The sequence below is a fragment of the Mesorhizobium sp. M0518 genome (assembly GCF_040321125.1).
Taxonomy (GTDB): Bacteria; Pseudomonadota; Alphaproteobacteria; order Rhizobiales; family Rhizobiaceae; genus Mesorhizobium.
This window is the reverse complement of record NZ_JAMYQY010000028.1, coordinates 1-22,718: the sequence shown is the minus strand read 5'-3', so window position 1 is coordinate 22,718 and position 22,718 is coordinate 1. Positions and strand designations below refer to the sequence as shown.

Here is a 22,718-nt window from a genome sequence, read left to right as displayed (position 1 = left end):
AGTCTAAAGAGGCAGAGCGCGCAACTTGCTGATCCGCTGAATCGGTATCTCGTGCATAGAAGGCGCGGCGACCAATTTAGTGACCCCTTCGATCTCGGGCCACTTCCAGACGATGGTTGCCGCCACCTGGTTCATTGGCGTTTTCTGGTAAGCGGGCGCCAGAATAAATCCGTGAAGGCCGGCTGATCGCAAAGCCGCTCTCTCGGCTGGGTTTCTCAGAACGCGGCCATCCCCCGAGATGAAGATCCATGTCTCTGGTGCGCTTTGAAGATGTTTGATCCAGTCAATGTCGGCCGAGTGCCGACCGCCAGGAAGGCCTGGCACGTCCTTGATGTGAAAAGCACGATGCCCGTAATGGCTTATGAAACCGTCCAGAGTCGTAGCAAATAGCGGTGCGGTGCAGTTGTCAAACAGCACGTTCACGCCGCAATTCCATGCCCCATGGATGTCTCAAACTCAATAGATCGGCGGACGGACGCTTCCGGCACCAGATAGGCACGGGCGGCGCCAATAATCCCTTCCTGACGCGCAGCTGCTGCAAGGATCGCCGTCGGCACGCTTGAAGCGGCATCAATTGGCTGACCGAAAGACCGCGATGGGTCTACAACGACATTGAGCCGGCGACCGCCGGGCCACCACAAAAGCGGGTTGCCATCGTCGCCAAAATCGACAGTTTTTAAGATCGGCTCGATGATCCCTTTGAACTCATACTGGCGACGAAATAGGTTCAGGAGCCGTTCTCGCTCTTCGCCATCTTCGCCGGTTTCTATGACGGTTACAAAAATTTCCCGGCCGTCCGTTCGAAAGCGGTTGGTTGAAAGCGGACGGTCTTGACCAATGATATCTCGGGCAAGATGTATGGCCGCGCGAACACGCATCGCCGAAACTCCGGCGCGAATGAAGGCATCCGCGACCCGAACTTCCATAAGGTCTCGAAAGCCAAGAAAAACCCGCTCATCCCCCAAATCAACTTCAGGCGACCAAAGTGACGCGTACTTCTGGTCCTTAATGTTGTGGCCTCGGAGCCACCTAGCAATCTTGGCAGGACGGATATGCAAAAGCCGACCCGCTTCCGCAGGCGTGTAGACACCGACTCCGATCAGACTGTCCAATTCGATGCTCCCTTGCCTTATAGATTCAGCGTCTTGGGCGGCTGTCAATATGCGCGCTCAATAGTGACTGATCTGGCAAGCACAATCTACGATTTGCATGATTTTCGCTTTCCGCATGCGGGTAGCTATGCGGTAGCTTGCAACTGTAGACAAAGAAGAAGCCGCACTAGACGGCCTTCTTATCTGCTTGATTCCCTCTAGAGGAAACTGGAGCGGGTGAAGCGATTCGAACGCTCGACCCCAACCTTGGCAAGGTTGTGCTCTACCCCTGAGCTACACCCGCTCGCACGGCGTCTTGGCCGCAAGCCGGGCCTATATGGCTGAAGAGCGCGGCGATTGCAACAGGGAAATCACAGGCTTTTTGTGACACGCCGCGCGGGGCCGGCAAGCCGCCGGCGGGCGCGTGAGTGGCGGGCGGCGGGGCGCCAGCGCGAAGGGCGGTGCCGCTCACCATGATGTCGCATGACGGTCTTGTGTCGGCTGCCCCATTGGCCGTAAACGGCTGGCTTGAGAAACGGAACGAAACCGATGCCGAAGACCGAAGCCGATTTGATGGCCTTTCTCGCTGAACTCGGGATTGCCGCCTCGACGAAGCGCCATCCGCCGCTCTACACGGTCGCGGATTCGCAGGCGTTGCGCGGCGAAATCGCCGGCGGGCACACGAAGAACCTGTTCCTGAAGGACAAGAAGGATAATTTCTTCCTGGTCACCGTCGGCGAGGACGCGGTCGTCGACCTGAAGCAGATCCACCAGGTGATCGGCGCCGCCAGCCGGGTCTCCTTCGGCAAGCCGGAGATGCTGATGGAGCTGCTCGGCGTCACACCGGGCGCCGTGACGGTCTTTGGCGTCATCAACGACACGGCAAACAGGGTCAAGCTCGTGCTCGACAAGGATTTGATGGAGCATGCGGTGATCAATGGGCATCCGCTGACCAATGAGGCGACGACATCGATCGCGGCGCGGGACCTGATCAGATTCGTCGAGGCAACCGGGCACGATGCTGCTATCTTGAAAGTCTCCGTGTGATCGCCACATGGATGGCTTGAGTCAGATGGTCTGAAGCATAGGGCGCCTGGCCGCCGGCCGGCGGCGCCACGGAAGGGTAAAGAGATGAGCGACAACAATCCGTTCGGCGGCTCCTTTGGCGGTAATGGCGGCCAGTACACCACCTCGGTGCAGTATGGTGGAGCGGCGCCGGCGCCGGCGAAAGTCGCGCTTGGCGATGCGCCCGCCGCTCCCGCCGATGTGATCAAGGACACGACGACGGCTGCCTTTGCCGCCGATGTCATCCAGGAATCGCGCCGCCAGCCGGTGCTGGTCGATTTCTGGGCGCCCTGGTGCGGGCCTTGCAAGCAGCTGACGCCGCAGTTGGAGAAGGCGGTCAAGGCCGCCGGCGGCAGGGTCAAGCTGGTCAAGATGAACATCGACGACCATCCCTCGATCGCCGGCCAGCTCGGCATCCAGTCTATCCCGGCGGTCATCGCCTTCAAGGACGGCCAGCCGGTCGATGGCTTCATGGGCGCCATCCCGGAGAGCCAGATCAACGAATTCATCACCAAGGTCGGCGGCAAGGGCAATGGCGCGCCGCCGGTGGCGGAAGCCCTGGCCGCGGCGACCGAAGCGCGCGAGGCCGGCGACATGCAGACCGCGGCCGACATTTATGACGCCATCCTGGCGCAGGCGCCGGAGACGATCGAGGCGATCGCCGGACTGGGCGAACTGTTGTTCGACGCCGGCGACACGGAAGGCGCCGAGGCGCTTTTGGCAACAGCCCCGGAGGCCAAGAAGGATGCGCCGCCGCTGGCAGCCCTGCGCGCCAGGATGGCGGTTGCGGCGCAAGCGGCGGCTCTCGGCAATCCAGCCGAGTTCGAGCGCCGGCTGGCGGAAAATCCTGGGGATCACCAGGCGCGCTTCGATCTGGCCATGATCCAGAACGCCAACGGCGACCGCACTGCGGCCGCAGACAATCTGCTGGCCATCATCAAGGCCGACCGAAGCTGGAACGAGGATGGCGCCAGGACGCAATTGCTGCAGCTGTTCGAGGCATGGGGCATGACCGACGAGGCAACGCTTGCCGCGCGCCGCAAATTGTCGGCATTGCTGTTTTCCTGAGCCGTTTGCCGGTTGTTTTGCCGCACGGGCTTGGCGTCGGCCATGACTGCGCCAGATTAGAACTGCCATGACGCGCTTCTGGTGAAGCGATCGGAGGAATATGGTGCAAGCGGGAAACGCGCATTACCGGCTCGCCAAGGATTTGCCGTCGACGATCCCGATCTTTCCGCTCGAGGGTGCGCTTTTGCTGCCGGGAGGCCGCATGCCGCTCAACATCTTCGAGCCGCGCTATCTGCAGATGGTGGACGAGGCGATTGCCGGCTCGCGGCTCATCGGCGTCATCCAGCCCAGTCTCGACGGCGCCTTGCGCGGCGATGGCGAGCCGGAGCTCTGCAATGTCGGTTGCGCCGGGCGCATCATCGCCTTTTCCGAGAGTGGCGACGGCCGCTACCTGATTTCGCTGCAGGGCGTGTGCCGGTTCCGCATCGCCCACGAATTGACGGTCAAGACGCCGTTTCGCCAGTGCAAGCCCGCGCCTTTCCTTGCCGATCTCGACGAGGATCAGGCGGACAACGAGATCGACCGGCCATCGCTGCTCAAGGCGTTTCGCGCCTATCTGCAGGCCAACGATTTGGAGGCCGACTGGGAAAGCGTCAGCCGCGCCGAAAATGCCATGCTGGTCAATGCGCTGTCGATGATGGCGCCCTACGGGCCGGCCGAGAAACAGGCGCTGCTCGAAGCAGCCGACCTGAAGACCCGGGCGGAGACGCTGATCGCCATCACCGAAATGGCGCTGGCGCGCGAGAATGAGGATTTTGGCTCGAGTTTGCAGTAAGAGGGCGCGATGGCGGACGGACGTGACGAGAGGAAGGTCGACCCCAAGCTGCTGGAGCTGCTGGCCTGCCCGCTGACCAAGGGGCCGCTGGCCTGGGATCCAGAGCGCGGCGAACTGATTTCCAGGGTCGCCAAGATTGCCTATCCGGTGCGTGACGGCATCCCGATCATGCTGCCCTCCGAGGCGCGGACGCTTTCGGTGGAGGACGTGCTCGCCCCGCCGCCGCCACGCTTGGGTGGGCCGGGCTGAGTTCTTGCACCACAGGCTGGCGAGGTGGGCGGGACAGCACCCCCCTCTGGCCTACCGGCCATCTCCCCCGCAAGGGGGGAGATTGGATGTAGTCTCGGCTTTCGCTAATCTCCACGGTTGCTGGAATGTGCGAAAGCGCCAAAGCTGCCAATCTCCCTCCTTGCGGGGGAGATGTCCGGCAGGACAGAGGGGGGTGCTGTCCCGCTGCCATCGAAGTTTTTGACACTACTGAAAATTCCGTCCCTTGGGCATGACCCTTTCCGCTTCTTCCGACAGCATTGCGAGATCCTGCCGGATCGGTGCGCTTTGTTTGGCGGGGCTGGAGCGATCCGAACGCTCCTTGGCGAGGTCTCCCGGAGGAACCGCCGGGATGGCCCCGCTGACCTTCTCCAGAAGCACGGTCAGCCAGGGCGTCAGATCCTCGATCCTCTCGGCGACGATGTGGACCACGCCCGATTCCGACTGCAATTTTCCGGTGACCTTGACGAAACGGGCACCCATGACGATGGGTCGGTAACGGTCGAAGGTTCTTTGCCAGAAGATGACGTTGGCCACCGCCTTGTCGTCCTCCAGTGTCAGGAAGATCGCATTGCCCTTGCCGGGGCGCTGCCGCACCAGCACGAGGCCGGCGACGGAGACGCGCCTGCCGTCACGCACGGAAGGCAGGTTCGCATTGGGAATGACGCCGGCGCGGTCGAGCCGCTCGCGCAGGAAGGCGACCGGATGCGCCTTCAGCGACAGGCCGAGCGCGCGGTAATCATGGATGACATGCTCGCCGAGCGGCATTTTCGGCAGCTTCGTCTCGGGCTCCAGCTCGCGCAGGCGAAGCGCCGGCTGGTCGAACAGCGGCAGCCTTTCGGCGGCGCTCTTGCCGTCGAGCGCGCGCACCGCCCACAACGCTTCGCGACGATCAAGGCCGAGCGAGCGGAAGGCATCGGCCTGCGCCAGTTTTTCGATCTCGCCGACATCAAGGCCGGAGCGCAGCCAGACATCCCGGACGGATCCGTAGCCTGAGCCGCGCCGTTCGACGAAGGCCGCCATGCGCTCCTTCGACAGGCCCTTGATCTGGCGGAAGCCGAGCCGGACGGCATGCTTCGTCTCGATGACGCCGCGCATTTCGGCATGGCGCGGGAGGATACGGGCCGGATCGAATGGCGCCTTTTCCAGCGTACAATCCCACACCGAAAAATTGACGTCGACGTCGCGAATGTCGACGCCATGGTCGCTTGCGTCGCGCACCAACTGGGCCGGCTGGTAAAACCCCATCGGCTGTGAATTCAGGATCGCGGCGCAGAACACGTCGGGATAGAAGGTCTTGAACCAGCAGGAGGCATAGACGAGCAGGGCGAAGGAAGCGGCATGGCTTTCGGGAAAGCCATATTCGCCAAAGCCCTCGATCTGCTTGAAGCAGCGCTCGGCGAAGTCTCGTTGATAGCCTTTCTTGACCATCCCTTCGACCATCAGCGTTTCATAGTTTTTGATCATGCCACTGCGCTTAAAGGTGGCCATAGCGCGTCTTAGCTTATCCGCCTCACCAGGCGAGAAGCCCCCGGCATCGATCGCGATCTTCATTGCCTGCTCTTGAAACAACGGCACACCGAGAGTTCGCTCCAGAATGGCTTGAAGTTCCTTGCTCGGATACTCGACCTTCTCCTTTCCCTGCCGTCGACGAAGGTAGGGGTGCACCATATCGCCCTGGATAGGACCGGGTCGCACGATCGCCACTTCGATGACCAGATCATAGAATGTGCGGGGCCTGAGACGCGGCAGCATCGACATCTGGGCACGCGATTCAATCTGAAAGACGCCCAATGTGTCGGCACGGCAGATCATGTCGTAAACGCGGCTATCCTTTTGCGGAATTGTCGCAAGGGTCAGCCGCCGGTCATACTTGTCCCTTACTCCGTAGTGGGTTTCCAGCAGATCGAAAGCACGCCTCAGGCAAGACAGCATGCCAAGCGCCAGCACATCGACTTTGAGGATGCCGACATTATCCAGGTCATCCTTATCCCATTCGACCATCTTGCGTTCGTCCATCGCCGTCTTGACGATGGGCACGATCTCATCGAGCCGGTCTTTGGTGATGACGAAGCCGCCGACATGTTGCGACAGATGACGGGGAAAGCCCATGATATCGTTGGAGCGTTCGATCACCAGTTTTGCCAGCGGGTCGGTGCGGTTGATGCCGCCAGCGTGAGCCTCCTTCTCGCCAAGTTCGGAGGTCGACCAACCCCAGATCGTGCTCGCCAAAGCGCTTCTGACATCTTCCGACAGGCCCATTGCCTTAGCCACTTCGCGTAGCGCCGAACGGCCGCGATAGCTGATGACGGCTGCGGCCAAGGCTGTGCGTTTGGCGCTGTATTTATTGTAGATATAGGCGATGACCTCATCACGCCTCTCATGTTCGAAGTCGACATCGATGTCTGGAGGTTCGTCGCGCTCCGTCGAAACAAAGCGCTCGAAAAGAACGTCCAGAAGGCCAGGATCTACCTCCGTAATCTCCAGACAATAGCAGATGACGGAGTTTGCGGCGGAGCCGCGACCCTGACACAGAATGCCGACCTCTTCCGAACGCGCGAACCGAACGATGTCGCGAACGGTGAGAAAATAACGGGCGTATTTCTTCTGACCGACAATTTCGAGTTCGTGCCGGATGAGTCCTTCCACTTTGTCAGGGATGCCCTCGGGGTAACGTTTCCTGGCGCCCTCCCAAGTCAATCTCTCCAGTTCCGTCTGAGGGTCGACGCCTGCCTCAGTCGTCTCCTCTGGATAGTTGTGCTTCAGCTCCTCAAGGGAAAAACCCAGGCTTTCCGCAAACCGCAAGGTCTCGGCCAATGCTTGCGGATGCCTGCGGAACAGGCGCGCCATCTCCATTGGCGGCTTCAGATGACGCTCGGCATTGGCGGTGAGTTGCAGCCCGACCTCGGCGACGGGCGTGTTGAGGCGGATCGCGGTCAGCACGTCCTGCAGCGGGCGCCGTTCGGCGGTGTGATAGAGAACGTCGTTGGTCGCCATCAGCGGAATACCGACGCTCTCGGCAAGAGCCGCGGCCTGCTCGATGCGGAAACGGTCATTGCCGGCGTAGTCGGGCGAAACGCCAAGCCGCAGGTTCCTGCCGAAGCGGCCTTTGAGGCCTCGAAGCAGGGGAAGACTATCTTCCGCGCCCGCCGACAGACCGGGCAGGACTGCGAGTGACATCAGGTCACCCCATTCGAGGAGGTCGCCGCGCTGGAGAAGGGTGGCGCCTTTTTCGTTCTCGTCGCGCAGATTGGCTTGGGTGAGCATGCGGCACAGATGCCCCCAGCCCTTGCGGTCCTGGGGATAGGCGAGGATGTCCGGCGTGCCGTCGCCAAAAACCAGCCGGCAGCCGGGATGATAGGAGAGTTTTTCGACCTTGGCCTGCTGCCAGGCGCGCACCACGCCGGCCACCGTGTTGCGGTCGGCAAGCCCGATCGCCGAGAAGCCCAGGAGCTTGGCCGCGACCACCAGCTCCTCCGGCTTGGAGGCGCCGCGCAGGAAGGAGAAATTCGACTGGATGCCGAACTCGGCAAAGGGAATGACGGTCAGCGCGTTCATGCGAAGACACCATGCATGAACCAGCGCGGCGGCACCTGCGTGTTGCCGTAAAGACCTTGCCGGTAAAGCCAATAGCGGCGACCATCGGCGTCCTCGATACGGAAATAGTCGCGGGTTGACGTGATCGGATCGCTCGCTGCCTCGCGCCACCATTCGGCGGCGATGCGTTCCGGCCCTTCGGCGCGCGTGACCCGGTAGAGCGCGCGCCGCCAGCGGAAGTTCAGCGGTGGTCCTTCCGGCATTTCAGTGGCCGGCACATCGATGGGTTCGGGCGAGCGGAACAGCCGGATCGGCCGTTCCGGCGGAAAAATGGTTTTTGGTGCCTGCAGCCTGTCCGGCTTCTTCGGCGGCGTGGTCCGGCGCGGCGCTTCGGTGAAGGGGATCGTGGCGACGGCACGCTCCGGCAGATGGCTTTCGACCGCGACCGGCCGGAGAACCGCCCCCTCGCCGAGCCGGGCGCGGATGCGGTCGGCGAACAGCGCGATATCGGCACCGTCGTCGGTCGTTTCGCCAGTCAGATCGGCCTGCTGCATGCCGAAGGTGGCTGCCGCCAACACCGAGAGCCGCACCAGATCGAAACCATAGCCGGCATCGATATCCTGTTCGAGCGCGGCCAACCTTTCATGGAACAGTTTCTGGATCAGCATGGGTTCGCGCATCGGCCGCGAGGTGCCGAGGGCGATGCGGCTGACGGCGCCGTCGACGCGAAAGAGCAGCAGCGCCAGTGTCCTGGCACCCTCGCCGCGGCGCTCGAGATCGGTTTTCAAGGTCGCCGCCAGCATGCCCACCAGCCGTTCGATGTCCTCGGTCAGGGTGATGGGTTCGGCGAGGTGGCGTTCGACCGAAAGCGGCGCGACGGGAAGGCGCGGCGAGACTGCCTCGTCGAGGCGGCCAAGCGCCTGATCGAGGCGCAGGAGCAGCAAGGTGCCAAAGCGGCGGGCGAGCGGCGCGCGCGGTGCCGCCATGACGGCGCCCGCCGTGCGCAGGCCGACGCTTTCCAGGCTGGTGCGGGTCGCCGGTTCGATGCGCAGCGCGGCCAGCGGCAGGGGTGCCAGCAGCGCTTCCTCCTCGCCTGACACAACGATGCGGTCGCCGCAAAACCGTGCCGCCGCCCAAGCCGCGCCCGGCGTCGCGGCAAGCCCGGCACGGACATCGAAACCCTGATGGAAGAAGCGCGACAGGATGTCGTCCAGCATGGCACGTTCGCCGCCGAACAGATGGGTGCAGCCGGTGACGTCGAGAAACAGGCCGTCCGCGCCATCCAGCGCCACCAGCGGGGTGTAGCGGTCGCACCAGTCGGCAAGGCCTTCGAGCAGGCGGCGGTCGGCTTCCGGATCGGCCTCGACGATGTCGATCGACGGATGCATGGCGCGCGCATCGGCGATGCCCATGTCGCGCTTCAGGTGCAGCGCCTCAGCCCGCTCGTCGAGGGCCGAGATGCGCTGTGCGTTGCGGTCGCGATGGCTGATCACGAGCGGCGGGTGAGATGGGTGATCCGACGGCCGGGAACGCCAGGACCGCCCCAGACGCTGGCGCAGGACCCTTTCCGCCGCCAGATAGGGAAACCACAGGGACAGGATTCTTTGGCCGGTTTCTTTCCCCACCTGCTCCTTCGTCGCCCGCTCTTTCGTCGCCCGCTCTTTCGTCGAATGCGCATTCATCGGGATTCCACTCCAGTGTGAATTGTCCAGGCAGGGCCGTGCGGCTCTTGCCGATGGTGAGGGTGAAGGCCGGGCGGCCGATCGAGCCGGCCAGCGGCCCGGCGATGGTGTCGCGCGGCACCGCCGGTGCCGACGTGACGATGAGGCGGACGGGTGCCGCCGTCGGTTCGGGCTCGGCCGCCTGCCGCAGCAGGAACACCGGGCGGCCGGCCGCTTGCGCCCTTGCATGCAGCCGGCGTGTCGCGGTCAGGTCAAGCCGCTGCGGATTGCCGCGAATTTCGAGGATGACCGCGGCGAGCGCCGTCATCCGGGCCGCCTCCTCGGCGACCCACAGCGCATCGACAAGTCTCGGTGCCTCGGAAAACAGCAATTGCTCCGGCTCGATGCCGAACGAGGCGTGAAGCCCCCTGGCATAGGGAAAGCCGGCCTCGCGAAAGATCTCCGATGTGCCAATCCACAGCACCGGCAGCCCCGGCGTTTGCTTGAGGATCAGGCTTGTGAGCGACAAAGCGAAGCCGGCGACGGCCCCGGCATCGCGGGTTTGCGTGCCATGGATTTCGCTCAGGGCGGCCTTCGGCAGGCCGCCGCTCAGGGCGGCGTCGAGGCGCTCGACGCCAACAGGCAGGAACGCATCCGGCAACGCCGCGGCAATGCCACGCCGGACGATTGTGAGATCGGTGTTGACGTCGGCATCAAAGGGCGCGGCGGCCGGCGCAGCCAAGCGCTCGGGCAGCGTTCCCTCGATTTTCGCGATCTGGCGGCGCAGGGCAAAAACAGTCTCCCGCGCCACAGCGGTCATCGCCATGACGGTCAGCTTCCACTCACATTGTTCCTGTTATGTTCTCTATAGATTCCAGAGCGCATCCCAAGAGTCAAGCAGACACATAGGGAATTTATTCCTCTCGGCATGGATGGCGCAGGCGCATCGGCCCGTGTCATTTGCCGATTACGGTGCGAAAGCCTATATGCCGGGATCAAAGGACAAAGCATGGCCCGCATCTACAAGACCCGCACCTGGCACGACGAACTCTCGCCCTCGATGGACGAAATGGAGTTCCTGGCGCTGGAGGCGTACGCCCATCTGCCGGAGGATTTTCGCAAGCTGACCGGCGAGATCGTCATCCAGATCGCCGAATTCCCGACCGACGAGATCATGGACGATCTGTCGCTGGAAACGCCGTTCGACCTGCTCGGCCTGTTCGAGGGACGCGGCATCGCCGAGCGCTGGAACCCGCAGACAGGCGAAGGCCCGAACCGGATCACGCTCTATCGCCGCGCCATCCTCGATTACTGGTCCGAGAACGAAGAGACGCTGGGCGACATCGTCACCCACGTGCTGATCCACGAGATCGGCCACCATTTCGGCCTGTCGGACGATGATATGGAGAAGATCGAAGAGGCGGCGGAATAGCTGGTTCTGCGTCGCGTGAAATGTCCATTCCTATCCAGTCGGTCCAGAACCCAGCGGCGGCAAGGGTTTCTGGGATATCGCTTCAGATAGGTTGGTCATTCGGCTGATGAAAAGATGCAGCGCCTTGCGCACGGCGAGCGATGGCGGCTCGGACGGATGCCACTCCGGAAAATGACCATCAACCACCATTCGTGCCAACCCATAGACAAAGGCACGAGCGGCAAGAACCAGATGATCGAAATCCGCGTTCGCAGTCAGTTGACCCTGGTGTTGCGCTTGGGTCAGCAGGTCGATCATCTTCCGGCGAATGGCCTCATTCTGACCGCGAAGACTGTCCGACGCGTCGAAATCAATCAGGGTTCGGGAACTGATGATCTGGAAATGCGTGGCATTGGCGATCGCCCATTCCAGATAGCCTTGTCCGATTGCTTCGAAGGCCGCGATGGGATCCGCGCTGTCGACTGCTGAAAGTGCATTGGCAACGGCCTCTGTCAGCCGGTTCATGGCCTGTTCGGCGACCGCGGTCAGCAGCGCTGTTTTCGACTGAAAATGCCGGAAGGGCGCGCCGGGGGAAACGCCGGCCCGCTTTGCGGCTTCGCGCACGCTTACATTGTCGGGGCCGCCTTCCTCGACAAGTTTAATTGCAGCATCGATCAACGTGTCCCGCAAATGGCCATGGTGGTAGCCGGTGCGGTGAGGCGTCTTGGCGTTTGCCATCTCTTCTCCTTCGTTTTCGTTCCGGAGGCCTGCTTCACGCATCTGTAGCACGATCCGCGATTTATGTAATCACTGTTTACAATGCAGGCAAGAGCATGTAAGCAGTGATTACAGATGGGATCGGAACAGGCCTGCGGTCTTCGCGGCTCCCGTTTTCCCGGATGAGGAAACGAAGATGCTTGCCAGAACCGCCGAACCCCGCCGTCCGCAATCGCTCATTTCGCTGAGGAGTTCAGCCGAAGAAGCTCAGCACAAGGAGAATTCCACGACCATCCAGTCGAGCGCGGCTGTGCCCAGCGCTACGCTTTATCGGCTTGCCTCCGCGGCCGGCGTCGGAAGCGCGCTTATTCTCCTGGTCAACGCGGCCAAACGCAGCTCGCTCATCGCGACCACCGATCTGACGCAACTTCTCGCACCGGTCGCCGAGATATTGGCGCTTGGTCTTGTCGTCGGCCTGTTTCTTGCGTTTGGCCGGCGCGCGGGCCTGTTCGGCACCATCGCGTTTGTCATCAACTTCGTTGCACTGGCAAGTTTGGTCGGTGTGGAAGTGGTGATCAATCTGGTATTTTCGAAACTTCCGCTGACAACCATCATCGATCTGCGCGCTGGCCCTCTCGGGCTGGCTCTGGTCGCCAGTTCGGTTCTTTTTCTGCTTGGGACGCTGGCGTTTGTAATCTCTCTTGTCGTTGCAAGAGGCGTGCCGCGCATTCCGCTCGCCATTTATTTCATTGGCGCAGTGCCTGTCGCTCTCCGTGCGCTCGTGCCGGAGTGGGCTCTCGACCTGGGCCTGGTGACGCTTGCGGCAGCGATAGCCTGGCTGGCTGGCTGGCTGTGGATGCGAGCGCCGACTACCAGTCGCTGAGCTTGGTGTCGGGCCCGTATTCCTGGCCGTCGATATCCTTGACCACGGCCTGGCCGCAACGCATCGTCTTGGCCTTCTTGTCGTAGGCATAGGTCGGCGAGCCGAACAGGTGCCAGCCCTTGTTCAGCGCCGCCGTCACCTTGTGGCAGAAGCTGGCATCGTCCGGAGCAGACAGAAAGCGGTAGAGTTTCATTGTTCAATTCCTGTCGTGAATAGCCATAGCCCGCTTACATCCATCGAGCATTTATGACCCGATGGCGGCTGCCTTCGCCAGCAGTTTTTCGGCCTGCGCCAAGTGCAGCCGCTCGACCATCCTGCCGTTCAGCGCGATCACGCCCTTGCCGGCATTTTCCGGCAGCGCGAAGGCTTCCTTCACCGAGCGCGCCTCGGCCACCGCTTCCATGGACGGCGCAAAGGCTCGGTTCGCGGCTTCGATCTGGGCCGGGTGGATAAGGCTCTTGCCGTCGAACCCCATGGCTGCGGCTTCCGCGCATTCATGGGTGAAAGCGTCGAGGTCACGAAAATCGTTGGAGACGCCGTCGAGCATGTCGATGCCGCCGGCGCGCGCGGCCAGCACCATCTGCATCAGCCATGGCACGAGGTAGCGTCGATCAGGCGTTGCCAGAATGCCGGTCTCCTTGACCAGATCATTCGTTCCGGCAACGAAACAATTTAGCCGCGAGGCCGGATCACGGCCAAGCTCGGCGATGGCGCCGATGTTGAGCAGCGCCTTGGGCGTCTCGATCATCGCCCATAGTTTCACGCTGTCGGGGACAAAATTGTCGTCAAGCACATCGCCGGCCTCGAGCAGGTCGCGCGGCGTGTCGACCTTGGGCAGAAGGATGCCGTCGGGCTCACAGCTTGCGGCAGCCAGCAGGTCGTCGGCGCCCCATTCGCTTGATATCGCATTGATGCGCACGATCATCTCGCAGCGTCTGCCAATATGGCTGGCAACGGGATGGCCGGCGAAAATGCTGGCCAGTTTTTCGCGGGCAGTGATCTTGTCGGCCGGAGCGACGGCGTCTTCCAGGTCGATGATGACTGCGTCGCAGGCAAGCTGCGCGATCTTGGCCAAGGCCTTGTCGTTGGAGGCCGGGATGTAGAGCACGGAGCGGCGCGGGCGATAGGTTTCCATGGGTGATCTATGCCGCCTGCGGGCGGTCGAGGCAAGCGCCCGACTTGTACCTGAGGCGAGCCAATCGCGAAAGCTGGTGCTGCCCCTCACCGTCCTGCCGGACATCCCCGTAAACGGGGCGAGAGTAGCTGGCCGCAACGCCGGCGCCTTTCTTGCGACGCTGGAGATTGGCGAAACCGGAGATAAGAGCATCCCTCGCCCCGTTTACGGGGAGAGGATGCCGGCAGGCAGGCGAGGGGCAGCGCCCACGTTAGAAAGATGGCGAATTCAACCTCAATTGCCTGCACGAAAACTGCACAGGCTTGCGGAAAACCTCCTCGGATCCGCCCTGCCGTCTCCCCGCCGCCCTGCGAGACAGGCACCATGCAAAAGAGAGCAAAACCCCGTCTGCCTCACCGGCTGCGCAGCGAAGGCTGGTGGCTAGCCGATCCGCTGCGAGCGTGTCCTGTCGCAACCCTCATTCCCTTTGTCCGCAGAACCCCGCCGGCAATCCGGCCGGACGCCATCAGGAAGGCCAGGTCATGATATCCTTCTTCACCGCCGCGCCAGGCTATTGCAGCCGCTTCGGTGTCGCCATCCTGCTGGCAGCACTTGCGGATTCTCTCTTTTATGGCCAACCCGCCGGCATCACGGTTTTCCTGTTTGCCACCCTGATTGCCGCAGCGGTGGTCGCCGTGCATCCCGCGGCCTTCAGCGACGGCAGGGTCTGGCTCAAGCCCGCCGCCCTGCTTGTCGCGCTGCTGCCGCTCGCCGAGAACATCAGTGCCTTGTCGGTCTCGATCGCGCTAGCGGCCCTGGTCGTCTTCGCGCTTTCGCTGAGCGGACGGCTGCGACCTGGTATCGCGCGTATTGCCGGCCAGATCGCGCTGTTCGGGCTGGCGGCGCCGCTCCGCTTCGCCAATGATTTCATCCGCTGGCGCAAGACGGCGCGCCGGTTCGGCCGACGGCGCATCCGGCTGGCGGCGATCGCTGTCTGGGTGATGCCGCTGACGCTGGGTGCGGTCTTCCTGGCGCTGTTCGGCGCCGCCAACCCGGTGATCGACTACTGGCTGTCGCTGATCGACCTCGTGAGGCTGCTCGATCTTATCCAGCTTGCGCGGATTGCCTTCTGGCTCTTCGTGCTAGCTGCTGTCTGGGCTTTTCTGCGGCCGCGCCTGCCGCGCCTGGTTCGTCGCATCCCGCACGCGGCGCCGGCCGTCAGCGCTCAAGCCGACAAAACCGTCACCACCATCGAAGACATCCTGTTCGGCAAGGCGGCCATCCTGCGCGCCCTGATCGTCTTCAACGTCCTGTTTGCGCTGCAGACGGCGCTCGACGCCACCTATCTGTGGGGCGGGGCGGCCCTTCCCGACGGGCTGAGCTACGCGGCCTACGCGCATCGTGGCGCCTATCCCTTGATCGTCACTGCGCTGCTTGCCGCCGGCTTCGTGCTGTCAGCGCTGCGGCCAGGCAGCGAGACATCGGCCGATCCGCTCATCCGCCGGCTGGTCTATGCCTGGGTGGTGCAGAACATCATGCTGGTCATCTCGTCGATCCTGCGGCTCGACCTCTATGTCGGCATCTATGCGCTGACCTATTGGCGCGTCGCCGCCTTCGTCTGGATGGGGCTGGTCGCATCGGGGCTTGCCCTGATCATCGCCCGCATCGCACTGGGAAAATCCAACGAATGGCTGCTGTCCGCCAATCTTCTGACGTTATCTCTGGCGCTTTATGCCGGCTGTTTCATCAATTTTGCAGCGACGATCGCCAACTACAATGTCGACCATTCCCTCGAAATGACCGGCCAGGGCATTCCCCTAGACGCCTGGTATCTTCACTCGCTCGGTCCGGGCGCGTTTCCCGCACTCGATCGGTTCCTCGAGCAGCAGGGCAAGACGGCGGCCGCCGGCACGAACCGCGAACTGGCTGGCGTGCGCGGCAGTGATGAAATCTGGTATCGAACTATCCAGCAGAACTGGCGGGCCTGGAGCTTTCGCGACTGGCGGCTGCTTCGATATCTCGACACCAAGGGGCCGTTCGTGATTCCCTCCGCTATCGAACCTTCCATGCCGGGCCGCTGATCCATGCCGCATCACATCCTCGTCGCCGACGATGACCCGCACATCCGCGAAGTGATCTGCTTTGCGCTGGAAAAGGCCGGCATGAAAACGACAGGGGTGGCCGACGGTGCCGCCGCCCTGCAAGCGATCGGACGCCGGGCGCCGGATCTTGTCGTGCTCGACATCGGCATGCCGGAGATGGACGGGCTGGAGGTCTGCCGGCGACTGCGGCACACATCCGATGTGCCGGTGCTGTTCCTGTCCGCGCGCGACGAGGAGATCGACCGCATCCTCGGGCTCGAAATGGGCGGCGACGACTATGTAACGAAACCATTCAGCCCGCGCGAGCTGGTCGCCCGCGTCAACGTCATCCTGCGGCGCGCCCGCCCGGCGGCGCCCGAACCGGTCGACAACAGGCAGTTTTCGCATGGCAAACTGGCTCTGGCGCCGGCCAGTCACGCTGCCAGCTTCGACGGCAAGGCGCTATCGTTGACAGGAATAGAGTTCTCGATCCTGAAGGGGTTCCTGGCGCGGCCGGCGCATGTGCTCGACCGAGACGCGGTGATGGCCAGTGCCTATGCCGGCAACATCCATGTCGCCGGCCGCACCGTCGACAGCCATATCCGCAACATCCGCGCCAAGCTGGCAGCAGTGGGTTGCCTGGATGTTATCGAGACGGTGCATGGCGTCGGCTTCCGGCTCGGCCGATGCGGCTGACGACTTCCGGCAAATGGGTCGGCCGCAAATGGCGGCCACGGCTTGCCACGGTCGTCGTCGCCATCCTGATCATGGTGATGGCCCTGCCATTGGTCGGCTTGTTCTTCTTCCGTCTCTACGAGAACCAGCTGATCCGCCAGACCGAAGCGGAGCTGATCGCGCAAGGGGCGGCCATCGCCGCCATCTATGCGCAGGATGTGCGTGACGCCGGTATTGCGGCGGACAAGCTCGGCGCGCCGATGCCGAGGCCAAGCGGAGCTTCAAGCCGAAGCGACAATCCGGACCCGCTCTACAGGCCAATCGAGCCGCAACTCGATCTTGCCTCGGATTATGTGCTGCCGACCCGGCCGGCGGCGATGCCTGCGATCGTCGATCCCACCTTTGCCGCGATCGGTACCCGTCTGTCCGGTATTCTCGACGCCACGCAGAAAACCACGCTGGCCGGCTTCCGGCTGCTCGATCCCCGGGGCGTCGTCATCGCCGGTCGTGGCGAGGTCGGCCAGTCGCTCGGTGCGGCCGAGGAGGTGCGCGCAGCGCTTGCCGGTCACTATGCCAGCGCGCTCAGGCTGCGCATTCCCGACCAGCCGGCGCCACCGCTCTATTCGGTCAGCCGCGGCACCAAGGTGCGGGTCTTCGTCGCTTTGCCGGTCGCCGTCGACGGCAAGGTCGCCGGCGTCGTCTATGTGTCGCGGACGCCCAACAACATCATCAAACATCTCTATGGCGAACGCGGCAAGGTGACGTTGGCGGCGATTGCCATTCTCGGCGGCACGCTGCTCATCGGTCTCATCTTCCTGCGCACCGTCAGCCGGCCGATCTATGCGCTGATCGACCGCACCGAGCGCATCGCCGCCGGCGACCGCACGGCGATCCGGCCGCTCGACCATCACGGCACGCGAGAGATGGCGGAGCTGTCCGCAGCCTTCCTCGACATGGCCGAAAAGCTTCAGGCGCGGTCGGACAGCATCCAGACTTTCGCCACCCATGTCTCGCACGAGCTCAAATCGCCGCTGACAGCGATCCAGGGCGCGGCCGAACTGCTGCGCGATTCCGGTGGCGCTATGGACGATACGGAGCGGCGGCGCTTTTCCGACAATATCGTCACCGACGCCGGGCGGCTCAATCTGCTGGTTCGCCGTCTGCTCGACCTAGCGCGTGCCGAAAACCTGGCGCCGAGCGGCGAAAGCACATCGATCGGTGCGGCGCTGGCGCTGCTGCCCGTCGACAACAGGCTGGCGGTTTGCGTCGGAGCCGGCGGCGACATCAGATTGCGCATATCGGCCGAGAACGCGGCTATCGTGCTGGCCAATCTCATCGACAATTCCGCCAGGCACGGCGCGACGGCGGTTTCTGTCTCGGCTACGAGCGCCGGCAAGGCGAGCATCCTGGTCAGCGACGACGGCGCCGGCATTTCGCCCAGCAACCGGGCGCGCATTTTCGAGCCGTTCTTCACCACGCGGCGCGAGCAGGGCGGCACCGGCATGGGGCTTGGCATCGTGCTGGCCCTCCTGAAAGCGCATGATGGTATGATCGCGCTGGTTGACAGCGAACGCGGCACGCGCTTCGAGATCATTGTGCCGGTGGCGTGACGGACACCATCGGCCGGATCGGAGAAAAAATGCGCTACGACATCGTCATCATCGGTGGAGCCATCGTCGGCTCCTCGGTCGCCTATTACCTGCGTGAGCAAGGATTTTCCGGCACGATCGCGCTGGTCGAGCGCGACCCGCAATTCGCGCATGCGGCAACGACGCTGTCCATGGCCTCGATCCGCCAGCAATTCTCGATCCCGGAAAACATCCGCCTGACGCAGTTCACGCTGAAACTGTTCCGGCGGCTGAAGGAAGAGTTCGGGGATGACGCCGATATCGGCTTTCGCGAGGGCGGCTACCTCATCCTTGCAGGCGAGGACGGCTTGCCGATCCTCAAGAGCAATCACGAGGCGCAGATCGCGGAGGGCGCCGACATCATGCTCGAGGATGCCGACCAGCTTACCCGCCGGTTCCCGTGGCTGTCGACCGAGGGCATTTCAGCCGGCGCCTATGGCCGCACCGGCGAAGGCTGGTTCGACGCGCATGCGATGCTGACGCTGTTCCGCAAGGCGCTGCGGCAGAAGAAAGTCGATTTCATCACCGCCGATGTCACCGCCATCGCGCGCGATGGCAATCGCGTCACCGGGGTGAGCCTCGGCAATGGCGAGACGCTGAAGGCCGGCATCGTCGTCAACGCCGCCGGCCCGAACGCCGGCAAGGTGGCTGCCATGGCCGGGCTTGAACTGCCGGTCGAGCCGCGCAAGCGCAATGTCTTCGTCTTCGAGGCGCGCGAGAAATATGCCGACATGCCGCTGCTGGTCGATCCCTCCGGCATCTATGTCCGTCCGGAAGGCTCGGTCTACCTCACCGGCGGCGCCGAACCGGAGGAAGGCGACCGCGCACCCGATCCCGGTGACTTCGAGGTAAACTGGCCGCTGTTCGAAGAGGTGATCTGGCCGGTGCTGGCGACCCGCATTCCCGCCTTCGAGGCAATCAAGCCGACCCGCGCCTGGGCCGGCCACTACGACTACAACACGCTCGACCAGAACGCGGTGATCGGTCCGCATCCCGAAGTCGGCAATTTCATCTTCGCCAACGGATTCTCCGGCCACGGCCTGCAGCAGGCGCCGGCGGTCGGCAAGGCGCTGGCCGAACTGATCGTGCATGGTGGCTACCGCACGGTGGACTGCTCGGCGTTTGGGTATGAGCGGGTGGCGGAGGGAAGGGCGTTCCGGGAATTGAATGTGATTTGAGCGATCAGCGCAGACCGCCGTTCTGTCGAGTTCCCCCCTCTGGCCTGCCGGCCATCTCCCCCGCAAGAAGGGAGATCGGCAGCTTCAGCGCCTTGCTCTTTCCTGCGACGCAGGAATTGGCGAAAGCGGTTGAGCGCTCAATCTCCCCCCTTGCGGGGGAGATGTCCGGCAGGACAGAGGGGGGCGCTGTCCCGCTAGCCGTTGCAAGTCAGGTGACCGCACGTCAGCCCTTGCGGTCGAACCAGAAGGCATCCGCCATGCGCTTCATGCCGATACGTTCGTAGAAGCCGACGGCGTCGGGCATGGAGATCAGGCTGATGGCGACCGATGGTCCAAGCTGCCGCCGCGCCTCGTCCATCAGGCCCTTGCCTATGCCGAGCCCCTGCGCCGATCGGGAAACGGCGAGTTCGGAGATGTAGCAGACCCAGGAGAAGTCGGTGATCGCCCTGATAACGCCGATCAGCGGCTTGCCCTCGACGTCGAGGCGCGCGGTCAGCACCAGGTTGGCGCCCGACAGCATCGCCCGCAGCCGTGCTTCATCATCGACCGGTCGTGTCTCGCCGAGGCCGGATTCGACCAGCACGCGCCGGAATTCGGCGATGTCGAGCGCGGCTTCGCTGTTATAGAGGACGTGTGCGTTTTCTGCCATGGCCGTCAGACTGCACCATCGGGCTGGCTTGTGCCACCATGCACGAACAGTTGCCTTTTATTTGCCGCCGGCTTTGTGTAAACCGGCGTCAGCAAATTCCCCCGCAACGAAAACACGGGCAAAAGCCATGGAAAAGTTCACCAAGCTCACCGGCGTCGCCGCTCCGATGCCGATCGTCAATGTCGACACCGACATGATCATCCCGAAGGATTACCTCAAGACGATCAAGCGCACCGGGCTCGGCACCGGCCTGTTCGCCGAAATGCGCTACAAGGACGATGGCTCGGAAAACCCGGATTTCGTGCTCAACAAGCCGGCCTACCGCAAGGCGCAGATCCTGGTCGCCGGCGATAATTTCGGCTGCGGTTCCAGCCGCGAGCACGCACCATGGGCGCTGCTCGACTTCGGCATTCGCTGCGTCATCTCGACCTCGTTCGCCGACATTTTCTACAACAACTGCTTCAAGAACGGCATCCTGCCGATCACCGTCAGCCCCGAGGATCTCGAGAAGCTGATGGACGACGCCTCGCGCGGCTCCAATGCCACCGTGTCGGTCGACCTCGAAGCCAAGGAAATCCGTGGTCCCGACGGCGGTGTCGTGACCTTCGACCTCGACGACTTCAAGCGGCACTGCCTGCTCAACGGGCTCGACGACATCGGCCTGACCATGGAGAAGGCCGGCGCCATCGCCTCGTTCGAGAAGCGAAACGCCGAACAGCGCCCCTGGGCCTGAGCGGTACACACTCCAGGCGGAGGCCCGGCCGCTTTTCAGGCCTTCGTTGCGCCGGGTTCGTTGCGACTGAGTGGAGGGACAGTCATGACACGTTTGCTTCTTGCCGGCGTTTGCGGGCTGGCCTTGTTGCTGGGGCAAACCGTGAGCGCGTTTGCGCAGACACAGGCACCCGCCACCCAGCCGGCCCCGGCGACGGACCAGCCGTCCGCCGATCAGGGGACGAACGCCGCCGACGCTGCCGATGACGACAAGCAGGCGCCCGTCCCTTTCGAAGGCGGCACGCTGACCATCACCCAGAAGGAACAGTATGGCGAGAAGGTGCTTGCCTATGACGGCCAGCAGCTGGCCACGAACTATGACGTCTTCTTTGACAGAATCGTGGAAGTCGGCGGCGTCAAGGTGGCGCTGTTCGATGTCGGCGACGGCGGCAACCAATGCGGGCCGGCGACGGTGATCGTCTGGAAACCGGAAGGTGGCACGATCCAGAGCACAATGGTCGAGCAGGACCAGTGCGGCGCCCCGCCCTCGGCGGTGTCCGACAATGCCATCTATTTCGTGCCGTATCTGTTGCCGGGGGATGAGAAACCGGCTTTGCAATGGTCGCCGACCGATGGGCTGACGATTTCGGGCAACCTGACCTACATGCCGGAACCCGGCACGGACTGGAAAGACATCGATCCGGAAAAGTACCAGAACATCATCGACGCCTTCCACAACGAGGCTGTCTACAAGGAAGCCGAAAAGCTGCTGGGCAAGGACATGCCCGATATGGCGACCAGCCTGCTGGTCGGCGGCGGCACGGAAAAGACCGCTTCGGGCGCCTTCTACGCCAGCGGCTGCGTGCCGCATGACTGCGGCGGCAATGACGGCTTCATGGCGGTCGACCCGGCCCAGCACAGGCTCTATTTTGCGCGCCGCGGCGACAATGGCAAGCCGCAGGCGTGGCCTGATGTGGCGACATGGCCGGCCGATGTGAAGGCGGCGTTGGACAAGGCGCTGGGGTCTGCGAACTAGGCATTTCGGCGGTGAACCAAAAGCTGTTTCGCCGCGATCCTTCACACCCCCCTCTGCCCTGCCGGGCATCTCCCCCGCAAGGGGGAGATCGGCAGCTTGGCCGCTCTGCCTATCTCTGCACCGTTTGTAACTGGCGAAAGCATTCGAGACATCCGATCTCCCTCCTTGCGGGGGAGATGGCCGGCAGGCCAGAGGGGGGTGCTGTCCCGCCGACATAAAAATGCCTTTGCAGCGCCAGTCGCTCTGCGTTGACCCATGGTCAGATCTGCCCTTTCCCTGCAAAATGGCCCACCACAACTCACGAGAACCCCATGCGACAACTGATCTCCACCGGTTCGCCCTTCGAAAAGACCGCCGGCTATTCGCGCGCGGTGGTGCAGGGCGATTGGTGTTTCGTGTCGGGAACGACCGGCTACGATTATGCGACGATGACGATGCCCGATACGGTCGAGGCACAGACGCGCAATTGCCTGGCGACGATCGGCAAGGCGCTTCGTGACGGCGGCTTCGAGATGACCGATGTGGTGCGGGCGCATTACTACATCACCGACCAGGCCTTCGTGGACATCGTCTTCCCGATCCTCGGCGAGACGTTCGGCGACATCAGGCCGGCGGCGACGATGATCGTCTGCCAGCTCAACAGACCGGAAATGAAGATCGAGATCGAAGTGACGGCGCTGCGGCGCACGGCATGAAAGGCAGGCCGATGAAAGTCCGGCGTATCGTTGCCAACATCGAGACATCTAATATCGCGGCGGCGAAGCGCTTCTATCAGGACGTGCTCGGCCTCGACGTGCTGATGGACCTTGGCTGGATCGCGACCTACGGTTCCGATCAAGAGATGCAGGTGCAGGTCAGCTTCATGGCGCAAGGCGGCTCCGGTACGCCGGTGCCGGATCTGTCGATCGAGGTCGACGATGTCGATGCGGCGCTCGACGCCATGAAGGCCGCCGGCTTCGCCATCGAATACGGACCGGCCGACGAGCCCTGGAGCGTGCGGCGCTTCTATGTGCGCGATCCGTTCGGCCGGCTGGTCAACATTCTCTCGCACAGGTGATGGTTTAGCTCGGGTTCCTCGCCCCCACGTGAGTGGGGGAGAGCGACTATCTGGGGTGTCAAGTTGCAATTACGAACTCGTTGCGCGCATCGCGTGCTTTTGCATTGAGGATGA

The 22,718-nt window shown here is 63.1% G+C and carries 23 protein-coding genes and 1 tRNA gene; 14 read left to right on the top strand and 10 right to left on the bottom strand.

What is annotated here, in order from left to right; all coding sequences use genetic code 11:
• Positions 1-3: 3 nt before the first annotated feature.
• From NKI66_RS28840 to NKI66_RS28830, 3 genes are all read right to left on the bottom strand, one after another.
• Positions 4-423 carry a PIN-like domain-containing protein gene (locus NKI66_RS28840; protein WP_127297740.1) on the bottom strand — a complete coding sequence of 140 codons (420 nt, stop codon included), beginning with the start codon at positions 421-423 and terminating at the stop codon, positions 4-6.
• A complete protein-coding gene (locus NKI66_RS28835; protein WP_245490573.1) occupies positions 420-1,112 on the bottom strand; it encodes a hypothetical protein in 693 nt (230 codons plus the stop codon). The genes NKI66_RS28840 and NKI66_RS28835 overlap by 4 nt, the downstream gene beginning before the upstream one ends.
• A 208-nt stretch (positions 1,113-1,320) precedes the next feature.
• Positions 1,321-1,395 (bottom strand) — tRNA-Gly (locus tag NKI66_RS28830).
• A 245-nt stretch (positions 1,396-1,640) separates the two neighbouring features.
• On the opposite strand from NKI66_RS28830, the gene NKI66_RS28825 reads away from it, so the two are divergent.
• From NKI66_RS28825 to NKI66_RS28810, 4 genes are all read left to right on the top strand, one after another.
• Positions 1,641-2,138, top strand: a complete 498-nt coding sequence (locus tag NKI66_RS28825; RefSeq protein ID WP_023810886.1) for a prolyl-tRNA synthetase associated domain-containing protein — start codon at positions 1,641-1,643, stop codon at positions 2,136-2,138.
• Between the two features lie 84 nt (positions 2,139-2,222).
• Positions 2,223-3,224 carry a thioredoxin gene (gene trxA, locus NKI66_RS28820; RefSeq protein WP_127297739.1) on the top strand — a complete coding sequence of 334 codons (1,002 nt, stop codon included), beginning with the start codon at positions 2,223-2,225 and terminating at the stop codon, positions 3,222-3,224.
• A 103-nt stretch (positions 3,225-3,327) separates the two neighbouring features.
• Positions 3,328-3,999: an LON peptidase substrate-binding domain-containing protein gene (locus NKI66_RS28815; RefSeq protein ID WP_023810888.1), complete on the top strand. Its 672-nt coding sequence runs from the start codon at positions 3,328-3,330 to the stop codon at positions 3,997-3,999.
• A gap of 9 nt (positions 4,000-4,008) precedes the next feature.
• Complete coding sequence (locus NKI66_RS28810; protein ID WP_023810889.1) at positions 4,009-4,248, top strand: Trm112 family protein; 240 nt, start codon at positions 4,009-4,011, stop codon at positions 4,246-4,248.
• 225 nt (positions 4,249-4,473) lie between these two features.
• Here NKI66_RS28810 and NKI66_RS28805 read toward each other — a convergent pair whose 3' ends face one another.
• Genes NKI66_RS28805 through NKI66_RS28795 form a run of 3 tightly spaced genes read right to left on the bottom strand, consistent with a single transcriptional unit; the run spans position 4,474 to position 10,290 of the window.
• Positions 4,474-7,824 carry an error-prone DNA polymerase gene (locus tag NKI66_RS28805; RefSeq protein ID WP_352753750.1) on the bottom strand — a complete coding sequence of 1,117 codons (3,351 nt, stop codon included), beginning with the start codon at positions 7,822-7,824 and terminating at the stop codon, positions 4,474-4,476.
• Positions 7,821-9,296: a DUF6504 family protein gene (locus NKI66_RS28800; RefSeq protein WP_128304307.1), complete on the bottom strand. Its 1,476-nt coding sequence runs from the start codon at positions 9,294-9,296 to the stop codon at positions 7,821-7,823. The genes NKI66_RS28805 and NKI66_RS28800 overlap by 4 nt, the downstream gene beginning before the upstream one ends.
• Positions 9,238-10,290, bottom strand: a complete 1,053-nt coding sequence (locus NKI66_RS28795) for an ImuA family protein (protein WP_352753749.1) — start codon at positions 10,288-10,290, stop codon at positions 9,238-9,240. Before NKI66_RS28795 ends, NKI66_RS28800 begins: the two co-directional genes overlap by 59 nt.
• Positions 10,291-10,473: 183 nt before the next feature.
• Here NKI66_RS28795 and NKI66_RS28790 point away from each other — a divergent pair, with 183 nt between their 5' ends.
• Entirely contained in the window at positions 10,474-10,896 is a 423-nt protein-coding gene (locus NKI66_RS28790; protein WP_023763026.1) for a metallopeptidase family protein, read from the top strand.
• Between the two features lie 30 nt (positions 10,897-10,926).
• Here NKI66_RS28790 and NKI66_RS28785 read toward each other — a convergent pair whose 3' ends face one another.
• The gene (locus NKI66_RS28785; RefSeq protein ID WP_352753747.1) at positions 10,927-11,613 is read right to left on the bottom strand and encodes a TetR/AcrR family transcriptional regulator; all 687 of its coding nucleotides are present in this window, start codon (positions 11,611-11,613) and stop codon (positions 10,927-10,929) included.
• On the opposite strand from NKI66_RS28785, the gene NKI66_RS28780 reads away from it, so the two are divergent.
• The gene (locus NKI66_RS28780) at positions 11,600-12,475 is read left to right on the top strand and encodes a hypothetical protein (protein WP_352753746.1); all 876 of its coding nucleotides are present in this window, start codon (positions 11,600-11,602) and stop codon (positions 12,473-12,475) included. The two genes, NKI66_RS28785 and NKI66_RS28780, sit on opposite strands and share 14 nt — an antisense overlap.
• On the opposite strand, the gene NKI66_RS28775 is transcribed toward NKI66_RS28780, so the two are convergent.
• Positions 12,462-12,668 (bottom strand): DUF1737 domain-containing protein, encoded by a 207-nt coding sequence (locus NKI66_RS28775; RefSeq protein WP_127261267.1) that lies wholly within the window; start codon positions 12,666-12,668, stop codon positions 12,462-12,464. The two genes, NKI66_RS28780 and NKI66_RS28775, sit on opposite strands and share 14 nt — an antisense overlap.
• A gap of 51 nt (positions 12,669-12,719) precedes the next feature.
• Positions 12,720-13,610 (bottom strand): HpcH/HpaI aldolase/citrate lyase family protein, encoded by an 891-nt coding sequence (locus NKI66_RS28770; RefSeq protein WP_352753745.1) that lies wholly within the window; start codon positions 13,608-13,610, stop codon positions 12,720-12,722.
• A gap of 521 nt (positions 13,611-14,131) precedes the next feature.
• Between NKI66_RS28770 and NKI66_RS28765 the strand changes: the two genes are divergently transcribed.
• From NKI66_RS28765 to NKI66_RS28750, 4 genes are read left to right on the top strand one after another with little or no spacing between them, the layout of a single operon-like run.
• Positions 14,132-15,670, top strand: a complete 1,539-nt coding sequence (locus NKI66_RS28765) for a DUF4153 domain-containing protein (protein WP_352753744.1) — start codon at positions 14,132-14,134, stop codon at positions 15,668-15,670.
• 3 nt (positions 15,671-15,673) lie between these two features.
• Positions 15,674-16,366, top strand: coding sequence for a response regulator transcription factor (locus NKI66_RS28760; RefSeq protein WP_023810896.1), 693 nt, complete (start codon positions 15,674-15,676; stop codon positions 16,364-16,366).
• On the top strand, positions 16,357-17,955 hold the full coding sequence (locus tag NKI66_RS28755) for an ATP-binding protein (RefSeq protein ID WP_023810897.1): 1,599 nt from the start codon (positions 16,357-16,359) through the stop codon (positions 17,953-17,955). Before NKI66_RS28760 ends, NKI66_RS28755 begins: the two co-directional genes overlap by 10 nt.
• A gap of 29 nt (positions 17,956-17,984) precedes the next feature.
• On the top strand, positions 17,985-19,151 hold the full coding sequence (locus NKI66_RS28750) for an NAD(P)/FAD-dependent oxidoreductase (RefSeq protein ID WP_023810898.1): 1,167 nt from the start codon (positions 17,985-17,987) through the stop codon (positions 19,149-19,151).
• Between the two features lie 223 nt (positions 19,152-19,374).
• Here NKI66_RS28750 and NKI66_RS28745 read toward each other — a convergent pair whose 3' ends face one another.
• Positions 19,375-19,800 (bottom strand): GNAT family N-acetyltransferase, encoded by a 426-nt coding sequence (locus tag NKI66_RS28745; protein WP_023810899.1) that lies wholly within the window; start codon positions 19,798-19,800, stop codon positions 19,375-19,377.
• A gap of 127 nt (positions 19,801-19,927) precedes the next feature.
• Here NKI66_RS28745 and leuD point away from each other — a divergent pair, with 127 nt between their 5' ends.
• The 4 genes from leuD (at position 19,928) to NKI66_RS28725 (ending at position 22,604) form a co-directional block, all read left to right on the top strand.
• On the top strand, positions 19,928-20,533 hold the full coding sequence (gene leuD, locus NKI66_RS28740) for a 3-isopropylmalate dehydratase small subunit (RefSeq protein ID WP_023810900.1): 606 nt from the start codon (positions 19,928-19,930) through the stop codon (positions 20,531-20,533).
• A gap of 84 nt (positions 20,534-20,617) precedes the next feature.
• The gene (locus NKI66_RS28735; RefSeq protein ID WP_023810901.1) at positions 20,618-21,547 is read left to right on the top strand and encodes an Ivy family c-type lysozyme inhibitor; all 930 of its coding nucleotides are present in this window, start codon (positions 20,618-20,620) and stop codon (positions 21,545-21,547) included.
• A 311-nt stretch (positions 21,548-21,858) separates the two neighbouring features.
• Positions 21,859-22,242 carry a RidA family protein gene (locus NKI66_RS28730; RefSeq protein WP_023810902.1) on the top strand — a complete coding sequence of 128 codons (384 nt, stop codon included), beginning with the start codon at positions 21,859-21,861 and terminating at the stop codon, positions 22,240-22,242.
• Between the two features lie 11 nt (positions 22,243-22,253).
• A complete protein-coding gene (locus tag NKI66_RS28725; protein ID WP_023810903.1) occupies positions 22,254-22,604 on the top strand; it encodes a VOC family protein in 351 nt (116 codons plus the stop codon).
• The last annotated feature ends 114 nt before the right edge of the window (positions 22,605-22,718 follow it).